We start from the raw sequence: 12835 nt of genomic DNA on the forward strand, positions 1-12835 counted from the left end.
AATTACACCCCTGAGTAAACCTTTTTTTCACCCGCTGAGGCCGTGATGACCACACTGACGTATCTCCAGGGCTACCCGGAATCGCTGCTTGCCCAGGTGCGCACGCTGATAGACCAGAATCGCCTCGGCGAGGTGCTGGAAAAGCGTTATCCGCACAAGCATCTGATTACCACCGATAAAGCGCTGTACGACTACGCGCAGGGGCTGAAAAATCGCTATCTGCGCAGCGCTCCGCCGCTGAATAAAGTGGCCTATGACAACAAAATCCACGTGATGAAACACGCGCTCGGGCTGCATACCGCCATCTCGCGCGTGCAGGGCGGGAAGCTGAAAGCGAAGGCGGAAATTCGCGTCGCTACGGTGTTTCGCCAGGCGCCGGAGGATTTTCTGCGGATGATCGTGGTGCATGAGCTGGCGCATATTAAAGAGAAAGCGCATAACAAAGCCTTTTATCAGCTTTGCTGCCATATGGAGCCGCAGTATCATCAGCTCGAATTCGACACCCGCCTGTGGCTGACCCAACTGACGCTTGCGCAAAGCGGCGGCCAGACGCCGTAGCGCGAACTTTTTTGCAAGGATGCATCATGACAATCCCTTCCCGCTGGAAACGCTTTTTCGCCGTGGCCGCCCTGCTGGCGTTCACCGGCGCGCTGCTGTCGGTTATCGCGATTATCGCCGCCGACCGCATGGTCACGCGCGCCGCTGACGGCAGGCTGTATGAAGCGGTCGCGAACACGCCGGCCCGCAAGGTCGGGCTGGTGCTGGGCGCCCGCCCCGACAACCGTTTTTTCAACCGACGCATCGAGGCTGCGGCGGCGCTCTACCATGCGGGAAAAGTCTCCTGGCTGCTGGTAAGCGGCGACAACAGCCGCGCCGATTACGACGAACCGACGGCAATGGCCAAAGCGCTGAACCGTCGCGGCGTGCCTGCCGCGGCGATTTTCTGCGACTACGCCGGTTTTTCGACGCTCGACTCGGTGGTGCGCGCCCGCGAGGTGTTTCAGGAGAACCGCATCACGATCATCTCGCAGGCGTTTCATAACGCGCGCGCGGTTTACCTGGCGCAACATTACGGCATCGACGCCATCGGCTTTAACGCCGAAGATCCGGCACTCCGGCATACTCAGTACACGCTGCTGCGCGAACGGTTCGCCCGCGTGCGTGCGGTGCTGGATGCGCGCTGGCTTCGCCGCGAGCCGCATTTTCTCGGCCCGAAGGTGGCCATAGGCCCCAACGACGCGCCGCGCGGGTGCAATATTTACGCCGCCACGCCGTAGCGTTCTGCGCTCGCGCGCACTGGTTTTGTCATTTACGCGTGTTACTCTGAAAAGATATTCACTGCCGGAGAAGACACGCCTTTATGATACGTTTCGCCGTTGTTGGAACGAACTGGATCACCCGCCAGTTTGTTGATGCCGCCCACGAGACGGGCAAATTCACGCTGACCGCGATCTACTCCCGAAGCCTCGAACAGGCGCAGGCGTTCGCCAGCGATTACCCGGTGGAGCATCTCTTCACCTCGCTTGAGGCCCTGGCGCAGAGCGACGCCGTCGACGCGGTCTACCTCGCCAGCCCCAACGCGCTGCACTTTTCGCAGTCGTGCCTGTTTCTGAACCATAAAAAGCATGTGATTTGCGAAAAGCCGCTGGCCTCTAACCTGCGGGAAGTGGAAGCGGCTATCGCCTGCGCGCGTGAAAATCAGGTGGTGCTGTTCGAGGCGTTCAAAACCGCCAGCCTGCCGAATTTTATCGCGCTGCAACAGGCGCTGCCGAAAGTGGGCAAACTGCGCAAGGCGCTGTTTAACTACTGCCAGTATTCCTCGCGCTACCAGCGCTATCTTGATGGCGAAAACCCGAATACGTTTAACCCGGCGTTTTCAAATGGCTCTGTCATGGATATCGGTTTTTATACGCTCGCCAGCGCCGTCGCGCTGTGGGGTGAACCGCATGACGTGAAAGCCACCGCCAGCCTGCTGGAGAGCGGCGTAGACGCGCACGGCACCGTCCAGATGAACTACGGCGATTTCGGCGTCACGCTGCTGCACTCCAAAGTGAGCGACTCGACGCTGCCGAGCGAAATTCAGGGCGAAGCGGGCGCGCTGGTCATTGAAAAACTCTCAGAATGCCAACGCATTACCTTTATTCCGCGCGGCGGAAAACCGCAGGAACTGACCCTGCCGCAGCATATTAATACTATGCTGTATGAAGCAGAAACGTTCGCCCGCCTGGTGGAAGAGCACGAAGTCAATCATCCGGGCCTTGCGGTCAGCCGTACGACAGCCAAACTGCTCACGGAAATTCGCGCCCAGACCGGCGTGAGATTCCCGGCCGATGACGTCAGCGCGCCGCTCCCGGCGTAAAGCTTTGTAAAAGCGCCCCGGCAAGACATTGACCGCATAAATGTCCTGTAATATTTTGTTACTTGCAAAGGGGAGTAACTTCATTGCCGACGGTCGTCATTACGATGCCATGCATCCGGTCGTCGGGCAGCGAGCCCGTTATCAGCACGTTGGCAGCAATGCTTGCGACGCGCGAATAACGCGGCGGCTGTAAGTGAGACCTTGCCGGAAGGCGAGGTCTGTGCGGTGCTCTTAAGCAAAGCGGCTGACGTCTTCTGACGTTAGCCTTTTTTGTTTTTGAGGATTTAGCTTATGAATACTGTCGGCACTCCCTTGCTGTGGGGCGGTTTCGCCGTCGTCGTGGTGATTATGCTGGCTATCGACCTTCTGCTTCAGGGGCGTCGCGGCGCGCACGCTATGACCATGAAGCAGGCGGCCGCCTGGTCTATCGTCTGGGTATCGCTTTCTCTGCTGTTTAACGCCGCGTTCTGGTGGTATCTCACCGGCACCGCCGGACGTGAGGTTGCGGATACGCAGGCCCTTGCCTTCCTGACCGGTTATCTCATCGAAAAAGCCCTCGCGGTGGATAACGTCTTCGTCTGGCTGATGCTGTTCAGCTATTTCGCCGTGCCGCCTGCATTGCAGCGCCGGGTGCTGATTTACGGCGTACTGGGCGCTATCGTGCTGCGTACCATTATGATTTTCGCCGGCAGCTGGCTTATCACGCAGTTTGAATGGCTGCTCTACGTCTTCGGCGCGTTCCTGCTCTTTACCGGCGTGAAAATGGCGCTGGCGAAAGAAGATGAAGGCGGAATCGGCGATAAGCCGCTGGTGCGCTGGCTGCGCGGGCATCTGCGCATGACGGACAGCATCGAAAGCGAGCACTTTTTTGTGCGTAAAAACGGCCTGCTCTACGCCACGCCGCTGCTGCTGGTGCTGATAATGGTCGAACTGAGCGACGTGATTTTCGCGGTGGACAGCATCCCGGCTATCTTTGCCGTCACGACCGACCCGTTTATCGTGCTGACCTCTAACCTGTTCGCCATCCTCGGTCTGCGCGCCATGTACTTCCTGCTGGCGGGCGTGGCGGAGCGCTTCTCAATGCTGAAATATGGTTTGTCGGTCATCCTGGTGTTTATCGGTATCAAGATGCTGATTGTTGACTTCTACCACATCCCGATCGCGATTTCGCTTAGCGTGGTGGGCGGCATTCTGGTCGTGACGCTGCTGATTAACGCCTGGGTGAACCATCGCAATGACAGGAAAAAACTGGCGGAGTAATTCGCTGCGCTGAGGCTAACGACGCCGCCCGTGATGACGCGGGCGGCGTTTTTTTATCAGTGAGTACTGCCCGCGCTTTTGCAATGCGCTCCATGATGGAATTGTTGATTTTGTCACAATACCGTTAATAGATAGTTAAAAAACGGGAGCACTTCAGAAAATCCAGCACTATCCCCTTCCTCCGGGCCGACAAATCCCTATACTCGTCCGTGCAAACTTTTGTTACATCCTGAATAAACGTGGCTTAAGAACACGACGTGGATGCAACCACATCACTTCTGAAGGAAATAGGTATGACGACGCAATCTCAGGGCGGCGGTCTGCTGCGCCGCCTGGCGCAGGGCAGTCTGGTAAAACAGATCCTGGTGGGCCTGGTGCTCGGTATTCTGCTCGCCTGGGTTTCTAAACCCGCCGCCGTCGCCGTCGGGCTGCTCGGCACGCTGTTTGTCGGCGCGCTGAAGGCCGTGGCTCCGGTGCTGGTGCTGATGCTGGTGATGGCGTCCATCGCCAACCACAAGCACGGGCAGAAAACCAATATCCGCCCGATCCTCTGGCTCTATCTGCTGGGCACATTCTCCGCGGCCCTGACCGCCGTGCTGTTCAGCTTCCTCTTCCCCTCGACGCTGCATCTGGTGGCGGGCGCGACGGAAATCACGCCGCCGACAGGCATCGTGGGCGTGTTGCGTGACTTGCTGCTCAGCATGGTGGCAAACCCGGTAGACGCGCTGCTGAAGGGCAATTACATCGGCATTCTGGTCTGGGCGGTGGGTCTCGGCTTCGCGCTGCGCCACGGCAATGAGACGACCAAAAACCTGGTCAACGATATGTCCGACGCGGTCACCTTTATGGTGAAGCTGGTGATCCGCTTCGCTCCCATCGGTATTTTCGGCCTGGTCGCGTCCACGCTCGCCACCACCGGTTTCGACACGCTGTGGGGCTACGCGCAGCTGCTGGTGGTGCTGGTCGGCTGTATGCTGCTGGTGGCGCTGGTGATAAACCCGCTGATCGTGTTTGCGAAAATTCGCCGCAACCCGTATCCGCTGGTGTTCGCCTGCCTGCGTGAGAGCGGCGTGACGGCGTTCTTCACCCGCAGCTCGGCGGCGAATATTCCGGTTAATATGGCGCTGTGCGAGAAGCTCAATCTGGATCGCGATACGTACTCGGTGTCGATCCCGCTTGGCGCGACCATCAACATGGCAGGCGCGGCGATCACCATTACGGTGCTGACGCTCGCGGCGGTGCATACGCTCGGTATTGCAGTGGATGTACCGACCGCGCTGCTGCTGAGCGTGGTGGCGTCGCTGTGCGCCTGTGGCGCGTCGGGCGTGGCGGGCGGTTCGCTGCTGCTGATCCCGCTGGCGTGCAATATGTTCGGCATCCCGAACGACGTCGCCATGCAGGTAGTGGCGGTGGGCTTTATCATCGGCGTGCTGCAGGATTCCTGCGAAACCGCGCTGAACTCCTCCACCGACGTCATCTTCACCGCGGCCGCGTGCCAGGCGGAAGATGCGCGTCTCGCAAGCAACGCGCTGCGTAACTGACGCCTCGCCGGCGGTCTGCGGGCCGCCGGTGTTTTACCCCTTCTCCACTACCTCTTTTTCGACCTTAAACGGATCGATGCCGCGTTTTTTCATCCGCCAGAAACGAATGATGTTCAGGCCATTAATGATAAGAAAACTGCCTTCAATCAGCGTGCCGCCGATGGAGCCAATCCAGAAGTTGTGCGTGACCCAGCAGGCGGTGGAGCACCACATCACGCAGCGGGTGGTCAGCCCCGTACAGCGAAACAGCGCCCAGGTGCTGGCGACGGTGCCGATGACAGGCAGCAGTTCGATGACATGATGCAGCTTTACGAGGCCGAGCGTCAGGGTGAGGACGATAAACAGCGTCATCACCCACAGGCTGCGGGTACGCAGCGAAATCACCGTTCGCAGCGCGTTCAGCTCCGCGCTCATTCCGGCAGGCGTTGCGCCCATCAGAAAAAAGTGACCGCCGATAACAGCGCTATAGAGCGCCAGTTGCAGCTTGAAGCGCCGCTCGTCGCGGTTGAAAAAGGTGGTGATGCCGATAAGAAAGGCGATGACCCCAACGCCCTGGGCAAGCCAATACGCGGTCATGAAGGATCCTTGTCGAAAAAAGAAACGGCGCTTCAAATAATGAAACGCCGTTTTATCTTAGCAGAGCGAAGGCATGCTACAAAGTGACGCCGCTTTTAAAAATAGCCAGCTCGCGGAAGTCATTTTTCTCGTTACAGGTCGGCTTGCCGGAGGCAATCTCCACAATGCTGTCGACAAATTTCTCCAGCAGTTGCGGCATCGCGGTGCCGTGCAGCAACTGACCCGCATCGAAGTCTATCCAGTGCGGTTTTTTCGCCGCCAGCTCGCTGTTAGTGGCGATTTTCACCGTCGGCACAAAACCGCCATAAGGCGTGCCGCGTCCGGTGCTGAACAGCACCATATGGCAGCCTGCGCCCGCCAGCGCGCTGGTGGCGACGGCGTCATTGCCCGGCGCGCTCAGCAGATTAAGCCCCGGGGTATGCAGACGCTCGCCGTAGCGCAGCACGTCCACCACCTGGCTTGCCCCGGCCTTCTGGGTGCAGCCGAGCGATTTCTCTTCAAGCGTGGTGATGCCCCCGGCTTTGTTGCCCGGCGACGGGTTTTCGTAAATCGGCTGGTTGTGGGCGATAAAGTACTGTTTGAAGTCGTTCACCATGGTGACGGTTTTCTCAAACGTCGCTTCATCGCGGCAGTGGCTCATCAGAATACGCTCCGCGCCGAACATCTCCGGTACTTCGGTCAGCACCGTGGTGCCGCCGTTGGCAATCACGTAGTCGGAGAAACGCCCCAGCATCGGGTTGGCAGTGATGCCGGACAGGCCGTCCGAGCCGCCGCACTCCAGCCCAAACTTCAGCTCGCTGAGTTTACCTGGCTCGCGTCGGTCATGACGCATCGCCTCATACAGCGCGTGGAGATGCTCAAGGCCCGCCTCCACTTCATCGTCCTGGTGCTGGCAAACCATAAAATGCACGCGCGCCGGGTCGAAAGCGCCCAGCGTGTCGCGAAACGCGTCCACCTGATTGTTCTCACAGCCCAGACCAATCACCAGCACCGCCCCGGCGTTCGGGTGACGCACCATGTTTTGCAGCATGGTGCGGGTATTGATGTGGTCGTCGCCAAGCTGCGAACAGCCATAGGTATGGCTGAAGAGAAATACGCCGTCGATGTCTTCGGCGTCGTTTGTTTCTTTAAGGAAACGGTTCTGGATCTGCCGCGCGATGCCGTTGACGCAGCCCACGGTCGGCAGGATCCAGAGTTCGTTGCGAATGCCCACTTCGCCACTTGCGCGGCGGTAGATTTGCACCTCGCGGTCGCCCATTTGCTGGCTGGTGTGGGGCGCTTCGGGTTGATAGCTATACTCGTCCAGATCGCTGAGATTGGTGCGGGTATTATGGGAGTGAATATGTTCGCCTGGCGCGATATCCGCCAGCGCATGGCCTATCGGCAGGCCATATTTAATGACGTTCTCTCCCTGCGCGATGGGCAGCAGCGCAAACTTATGCCCGCGCGTCACCGGCTGGAGCAGCATGACGGAGATCCCGTCAATGACGATGACCGTGCCTTCGGCCAGATCCGCCAGCGCTACCGCAACGTTATCCTGCGAATGGATCCTGATGTATTGCATATCAACCTCAAAGGGCCTTAGTTGAGTTCAATGGCGAAGTAGTCGCGGGCGTTGTTGAAGCAGATGTTTTTCACCATCTCGCCCAACAGGTCGATATCCGCAGGCGCTTCGCCGGCTTCCACCCAACGGCCGATCATCTGGCACAGAATGCGGCGGAAGTATTCATGACGGGTATAGGACAGGAAGCTGCGGCTGTCAGTCAGCATGCCGACGAAGCGGCTCAGCAGGCCAAGCTGCGCGAGCTGGGTCATCTGACGCTCCATGCCGTCTTTCTGATCGTTAAACCACCAGCCGGAGCCGAACTGCATCTTGCCTGGCATCCCTTCGCCCTGGAAGTTGCCGATCATGGTGCCGAGCACTTCGTTATCGCGCGGGTTCAGGCAGTAAAGAATGGTTTTCGGCAGGAGGTTGTCTTCGTTCTGTTTGCTCAACAGTTTTGACAGCGCTTCCGCCAGCGGACGGTCGTTAATGGAGTCAAAACCGACGTCCGGCCCCAGCAGTTGGAACTGGCGCTGGTTGTTATTGCGCAGCGCACCGATGTGGTACTGCTGCACCCAGCCGCGACGGGCATATTCCGCGCCCAGCCAGACCAGCACGGCAGTTTTAAACTGCGCCACTTCATGCTCGCTTAACGTCTCGCCCGCCAGACGGCGCGCCAGAATGCTGTCGAGTTCAGCTTCGTTCGCCTCGGCAAACAGCACCACATCCAGCGCGTGGTCCGACACTTTACAGCCGTGGGCGGCGAAGTGATCGAGACGCTTCGTCAGCGCGGTTTGCAGGTCGGTGAAGCGGCGAATCTCGGTATCGGAGACTTCAGCGAGCTTCGCCATGTAATCGTTAAAGGTCGGCTGCTCAATGTTGAACGCTTTATCCGGACGCCAGCTCGGCAGCACTTTGACGCTGAAGCTACCGTCCTGCGCGATGGTCGCGTGATGCGCCAGCGAATCCACCGGATCGTCGGTGGTGCCAACCATTTTCACCTTCATCTGCTGCATGATGCCGCGCGCGCTGAACGCGTCCTGCGCCAGCAGGTCATTGCACTGCTCCCAGATTTCATCCGCGGTTTTCGGCGACAACAGTTTGCCGGTGATACCAAACGGACGGCGCAGCTCCAGATGGGTCCAGTGATAGAGCGGGTTGCCGATGGTATGCGGCACGGTGGCGGCCCACGCGTCGAACTTCTCGCGGTCGCTCGCATCGCCGGTACACAGACGCTCCGGCACGCCGTTGGTGCGCATCGCGCGCCATTTGTAGTGGTCGCCTTTCAGCCAGATGTCATACAGGTTTTTAAAACGGTAATTTTCGGCAATCTGCTGCGGCGGCAGGTGGCAGTGATAGTCGAAAATCGGCTGGTCTTTAGCGTAGTCGTGGTACAGGCGGCGGGCAAATTCGGTATCAAGCAGGAAATCTTCGGTCATAAACGGGGTCATTTTATGCTTCCTCTGAGCCAGTATTTCAGATGCGTTAGCATGATGCTGACAAAGTTATCACACCAATTTCCAGTGACCGAAGCTATTTTCGTGAGTCAGATCAATAAAAGCACACAAATAAAGTACCCTTTTCGGAGTAAACACCGCCCCAGCCCGCGCCACATCTGGCTTCGCACCGCCCCTGACGTAACCTTACAAAGAAAGATGCTTTTGTGATGGCTCTCAACTTTTAAAGCTGTATGACAAGTTATCTTTCTGCCGTCGCAACATATAAACCCACGGAATGTATTGAGGGATGAGCATTCATCCCATTAGCCGGAACGGACACCGGATTGATCCCATGAATACTGAATGGCAAGGCGTGGGCGGCACCGATAACACCTCCGGCGCGCCTCCCGTTACTGAATGAGTAGCCCGTAAGCCTGGCGACACGCTGGCCTGCGGGGCGAACGATTAAACGATGAGGTTTCCAATGCGTAAAATTAAAGGGTTACGATGGTACATGATTGCACTGGTGACGCTGGGCACCGTGCTGGGCTACCTGACCCGTAACACCGTGGCGGCCGCAGCGCCAACCCTGATGGAAGAGCTGCACATCTCCACGCAACAATACTCTTATATCATTGCGGCCTATTCCGCAGCGTACACCGTCATGCAACCGGTGGCAGGTTACGTGCTGGATATCCTCGGCACCAAAATCGGCTACGCCTTCTTCGCTGTCACCTGGGCGGTGTTCTGCGGCGCAACCGCGCTGGCAGGCAGCTGGGGCGGCCTGGCGCTGGCGCGCGGCGCAGTAGGCGCGGCCGAAGCGGCGATGATCCCGGCAGGCCTGAAAGCCAGTTCTGAGTGGTTCCCGGCGAAAGAGCGCTCCATCGCGGTGGGTTATTTCAACGTGGGCTCTTCTATTGGCGCCATGATCGCGCCGCCGCTGGTGGTGTGGGCCATCGTCATGCACAGCTGGGAAATGGCCTTTATTATCTCCGGCGTGCTGAGCTTCGCCTGGGCGATGGCCTGGCTGATTTTCTACAAACATCCGCGCGATCAGAAAAAACTGACGGAAGAAGAGCGCGAATACATCATTGGCGGTCAGGAAGCGCAGCATCAGACCAACAATTCCAAAAAAATGTCGCCGTGGCAGATAGTCCGCACCCGGCAGTTCTGGGGCATCGCGCTGCCGCGCTTCCTGGCGGAACCGGCCTGGGGCACGTTCAACGCCTGGATCCCGCTGTTTATGTTTAAAGTGTACGGCTTCAACCTGAAAGAGATCGCCATGTTCGCCTGGATGCCAATGCTGTTCGCGGATCTCGGCTGTATCGTCGGCGGCTACCTGCCTCCGCTGTTCCAGCGCTGGTTTGGCGTGAACCTGATTGTCTCCCGTAAACTGGTCGTCACCATGGGCGCGGTGCTGATGATTGGCCCTGGCATGATTGGCCTGTTTACCAGCCCGTATGTCGCGATTGCGCTGCTGTGCGTCGGCGGTTTCGCGCACCAGTCGCTCTCCGGCGCGCTGATTACGCTCTCTTCCGACGTATTTGGCCGTAACGAAGTAGCGACCGCCAACGGCCTGACCGGCATGGCCGCCTGGACGGCAAGCACCCTGTTCGCTCTGGTGGTCGGCGCGCTTGCCGATACGCTTGGCTTCAGCCCGCTGTTCGCCGTTCTGGCGGTGTTCGACCTGCTGGGCGCGCTGGTTATCTGGACGGTACTGAAAAACAAACCCGCCAGCGAGCTTGAACAAGAAGCGCGAAGTGGCACCCCCGTCACACAACACTGATTAATCTTTCTGAAAGCCGCCTGCGGGCGGCTTTTTCATGGGCGTCGAGTGGAGGGTACACCGGAAAAGTGGTATAACAAATCTAAGCAGTATTGTGTTCACTGGAGTCGCACATGGAAATCGCAGAACCGCGTCGTCTGTATCAACAACTCGCCGCCGAGCTTAAGCAACGCATTGAAAACGGCGTTTATCAGGTGGGCGAAAAACTGCCTGCCGAGCGCGTTATCGCCGATGAGAAAAACGTCAGCCGCACCGTGGTGCGTGAAGCCATCATCATGCTGGAAGTCGAAGGCTACGTTGAGGTGCGTAAAGGCTCCGGTATTCATGTGATTGCAAACCAGGCCAAACACCATGCGCCCGCCCCCGAGCAGGAGTTTGAATTCGCAAGCTATGGCCCGTTTGAACTGTTACAGGCCCGCCAGCTTATCGAGAGCAATATCGCCGAATTCGCCGCCACGCAGGTCACCAAGCAGGACATTATCAAACTGATGGAGATCCAGGAGAAAGCGCGTAATGAAAAATTCTTCCGCGACTCCGAATGGGATTTGCAGTTTCACGTTCAGGTGGCGCTCGCGACACAGAACAGCGCGCTCGCAGCGATTGTCGAAAAAATGTGGACGCAGCGCGTTCATAACCCGTACTGGAAAAAACTGCACGAACATATCGATTTGCGCACCGTCGATAACTGGTGCGACGATCACGATAACATCCTTAAGGCGCTGATTCGTAAAGACCCGCACGGCGCCAAACTCGCCATGTGGCAACATCTTGAGAACACCAAACAGATGCTGTTTAACGAAACCAGCGACGACTTTGAATTCAACGCCGACCGCTACCTTTTTGCGGAAAATCCGGTGGTTCACCTCGACGCGGCGGCAAACAGCGAAAAGTAATCCCTTCCTGGCGCGAGGGTAAGCAAACCATATATAGTGTCAGCGTGTGTAAATACCCTCGCCAGCGTTACTGTCGGAAAGCAAAATCATTCTTCAACAAAGCATGATTTCTGTGACGCATCAGGCAGAGCTTTGTTACAATTAGACGCATTTCCCGGTTAAAAAGTTAGCACTTGCTAACTTCACTCATCGCACATGGAGCCGTGCTGGTACCAGGAATGCACAGAGCGCTGTTGACGTCCTTCATACCTCAGAAATGTCGCAATGCTATCTGTTCTACCCCATTGGCTTTAACCGATGTGCCAGGATTACTGAATGGAACTTTTGACACAATTACTCACCGCGCTCTGGAGCCAGGACTTCGAAACGCTGGCCAACCCTGGCATGATCGGCATGCTCTACTTTGTGCTGTTTATGATCCTGTTCCTGGAAAACGGTCTGCTGCCCGCCGCCTTTCTGCCGGGCGACAGCCTGCTTGTGCTGGTGGGCGTGCTTATCGCCAAAGGCGCGCTGGGGTATCCGCAAACGGTGCTGCTGTTGACGGCCGCCGCAAGCCTCGGCTGCTGGGTGAGCTACATCCAGGGGCGCTGGCTTGGCAACACGCGCATTGTACAGAACTGGCTGTCGCATCTGCCCGCGCATTATCACCAGCGGGCGCATCATCTGTTCCATAAACACGGGCTGTCGGCGCTGCTGATTGGCCGCTTTATCGCGTTTGTGCGCACGCTGTTGCCCACCATCGCGGGTCTCTCCGGCCTCAATAACGCCCGTTTCCAGTTCTTCAACTGGATGAGCGGCCTGCTGTGGGTGCTGATTCTTACCACGCTCGGTTATCTGCTCGGCAAAACGCCGGTATTCCTGAAATATGAAGACGCCCTGATGTCCTGCCTGATGCTGCTGCCGGTAGTATTGCTGGTGATTGGCCTGGTCGGCTCGCTTGTTGTGCTATGGAAGAAAAAACACGGAAACCGGAGCTAAAGGATGGCGTTCACCCCCCCACTTTCCCGTCGTCTTACGCTGACGCTTGCGGCAGGTACGCTGCTGGCGGCAGCGCTGCTTTGCTGGGCTGCGCTGCAAAAGCATGAAACCACGCTTGAGATCCGCGCGGTGTCGCAGGGCGCCATGATCCCGGACGGCTTTTCCGTCTGGCACCATCTCGACGCCAATGGCATTCGTTTTAAAAGCATTACGCCCCAGGATAACATCCTGCTGATTAAGTTTGACTCCAGCGATCAGAGCGAAGCCGCGCGCAAAGTGCTCTACCGCTCGCTGCCGCGCGGCTTTGTTATCGCCCAGCAGGAAGAAAAAAGCCTCACCCCCGCCTGGCTCTCACGCCTGCGCCACGATTTTCAGCGCCTGGGATAACCCTTCCAGGAATCTGAATCTTTTCACAGACTTTGGGGTTTGCGTCATTACTTACTATGCTTGAGTAAGCGCA

At 57.8% G+C, this 12835-nt stretch carries 12 protein-coding genes; 9 read left to right on the forward strand and 3 right to left on the reverse strand.

All coding sequences use genetic code 11. From position 1 onward, the window contains the following. The first annotated feature begins 45 nt into the window (after positions 1–45). The 5 genes from BJP61_RS18970 to sstT all read left to right on the forward strand — a co-directional run bounded on the left by BJP61_RS18970 (position 46) and on the right by sstT (position 5160). A complete protein-coding gene (locus tag BJP61_RS18970) occupies positions 46–558 on the forward strand; it encodes a M48 family metallopeptidase (protein WP_038865365.1) in 513 nt (170 codons plus the stop codon). A 128-nt stretch (positions 559–686) separates the two neighbouring features. Further along, complete coding sequence (locus BJP61_RS18975; protein WP_255485537.1) at positions 687–1277, forward strand: ElyC/SanA/YdcF family protein; 591 nt, start codon at positions 687–689, stop codon at positions 1275–1277. An 83-nt stretch (positions 1278–1360) separates the two neighbouring features. Continuing rightward, positions 1361–2359, forward strand: a complete 999-nt coding sequence (locus tag BJP61_RS18980; RefSeq protein ID WP_075192510.1) for a Gfo/Idh/MocA family oxidoreductase — start codon at positions 1361–1363, stop codon at positions 2357–2359. 291 nt (positions 2360–2650) lie between these two features. Next, a complete protein-coding gene (locus BJP61_RS18985) occupies positions 2651–3619 on the forward strand; it encodes a TerC family protein (protein ID WP_038865370.1) in 969 nt (322 codons plus the stop codon). Positions 3620–3912: 293 nt separating this feature from the next. After that, a complete protein-coding gene (gene sstT, locus BJP61_RS18990; protein WP_038865372.1) occupies positions 3913–5160 on the forward strand; it encodes a serine/threonine transporter SstT in 1248 nt (415 codons plus the stop codon). 33 nt (positions 5161–5193) lie between these two features. On the opposite strand, the gene BJP61_RS18995 is transcribed toward sstT, so the two are convergent. From BJP61_RS18995 to uxaC, 3 genes are all read right to left on the reverse strand, one after another. Then, positions 5194–5736: a YgjV family protein gene (locus BJP61_RS18995; protein ID WP_038865374.1), complete on the reverse strand. Its 543-nt coding sequence runs from the start codon at positions 5734–5736 to the stop codon at positions 5194–5196. Between the two features lie 76 nt (positions 5737–5812). Further along, the gene (locus tag BJP61_RS19000) at positions 5813–7300 is read right to left on the reverse strand and encodes an altronate dehydratase family protein (protein WP_075192509.1); all 1488 of its coding nucleotides are present in this window, start codon (positions 7298–7300) and stop codon (positions 5813–5815) included. 17 nt (positions 7301–7317) lie between these two features. Further along, positions 7318–8730, reverse strand: a complete 1413-nt coding sequence (gene uxaC / locus BJP61_RS19005; protein ID WP_075192508.1) for a glucuronate isomerase — start codon at positions 8728–8730, stop codon at positions 7318–7320. A 472-nt stretch (positions 8731–9202) separates the two neighbouring features. On the opposite strand from uxaC, the gene BJP61_RS19010 reads away from it, so the two are divergent. From BJP61_RS19010 to mzrA, 4 genes are all read left to right on the forward strand, one after another. Continuing rightward, complete coding sequence (locus tag BJP61_RS19010; RefSeq protein WP_038865377.1) at positions 9203–10504, forward strand: MFS transporter; 1302 nt, start codon at positions 9203–9205, stop codon at positions 10502–10504. A 113-nt stretch (positions 10505–10617) separates the two neighbouring features. Next, positions 10618–11397, forward strand: coding sequence for a transcriptional regulator ExuR (gene exuR, locus BJP61_RS19015; protein ID WP_161579906.1), 780 nt, complete (start codon positions 10618–10620; stop codon positions 11395–11397). Positions 11398–11712: 315 nt separating this feature from the next. Continuing rightward, on the forward strand, positions 11713–12375 hold the full coding sequence (gene yqjA, locus BJP61_RS19020) for a DedA family general envelope maintenance protein YqjA (RefSeq protein WP_038865379.1): 663 nt from the start codon (positions 11713–11715) through the stop codon (positions 12373–12375). Positions 12376–12378: 3 nt separating this feature from the next. Further along, the gene (gene mzrA, locus BJP61_RS19025; RefSeq protein ID WP_038865386.1) at positions 12379–12762 is read left to right on the forward strand and encodes an EnvZ/OmpR regulon moderator MzrA; all 384 of its coding nucleotides are present in this window, start codon (positions 12379–12381) and stop codon (positions 12760–12762) included. Positions 12763–12835: the final 73 nt, after the last annotated feature.

It is taken from the genome of Cronobacter sp. JZ38 (assembly GCF_008932145.1).
In the GTDB taxonomy this organism is placed as follows: Bacteria; Pseudomonadota; Gammaproteobacteria; order Enterobacterales; family Enterobacteriaceae; genus Cronobacter; species Cronobacter muytjensii.

Bases quoted from the DNA above. Each gene is read 5' to 3' on its own strand.
- BJP61_RS18970 (WP_038865365.1), top strand. From the start codon at position 46: ATGACCACACTGACGTATCTCCAGGGCTACCCGGAATCGCTGCTTGCC.
- BJP61_RS18975 (WP_255485537.1), top strand. From the start codon at position 687: ATGGTCACGCGCGCCGCTGACGGCAGGCTGTATGAAGCGGTCGCGAAC.
- BJP61_RS18980 (WP_075192510.1), top strand. From the start codon at position 1,361: ATGATACGTTTCGCCGTTGTTGGAACGAACTGGATCACCCGCCAGTTT.
- BJP61_RS18985 (WP_038865370.1), top strand. From the start codon at position 2,651: ATGAATACTGTCGGCACTCCCTTGCTGTGGGGCGGTTTCGCCGTCGTC.
- sstT (WP_038865372.1), top strand. From the start codon at position 3,913: ATGACGACGCAATCTCAGGGCGGCGGTCTGCTGCGCCGCCTGGCGCAG.
- BJP61_RS18995 (WP_038865374.1), bottom strand. From the start codon at position 5,736: ATGACCGCGTATTGGCTTGCCCAGGGCGTTGGGGTCATCGCCTTTCTT.
- BJP61_RS19000 (WP_075192509.1), bottom strand. From the start codon at position 7,300: ATGCAATACATCAGGATCCATTCGCAGGATAACGTTGCGGTAGCGCTG.
- uxaC (WP_075192508.1), bottom strand. From the start codon at position 8,730: ATGACCCCGTTTATGACCGAAGATTTCCTGCTTGATACCGAATTTGCC.
- BJP61_RS19010 (WP_038865377.1), top strand. From the start codon at position 9,203: ATGCGTAAAATTAAAGGGTTACGATGGTACATGATTGCACTGGTGACG.
- exuR (WP_161579906.1), top strand. From the start codon at position 10,618: ATGGAAATCGCAGAACCGCGTCGTCTGTATCAACAACTCGCCGCCGAG.
- yqjA (WP_038865379.1), top strand. From the start codon at position 11,713: ATGGAACTTTTGACACAATTACTCACCGCGCTCTGGAGCCAGGACTTC.
- mzrA (WP_038865386.1), top strand. From the start codon at position 12,379: ATGGCGTTCACCCCCCCACTTTCCCGTCGTCTTACGCTGACGCTTGCG.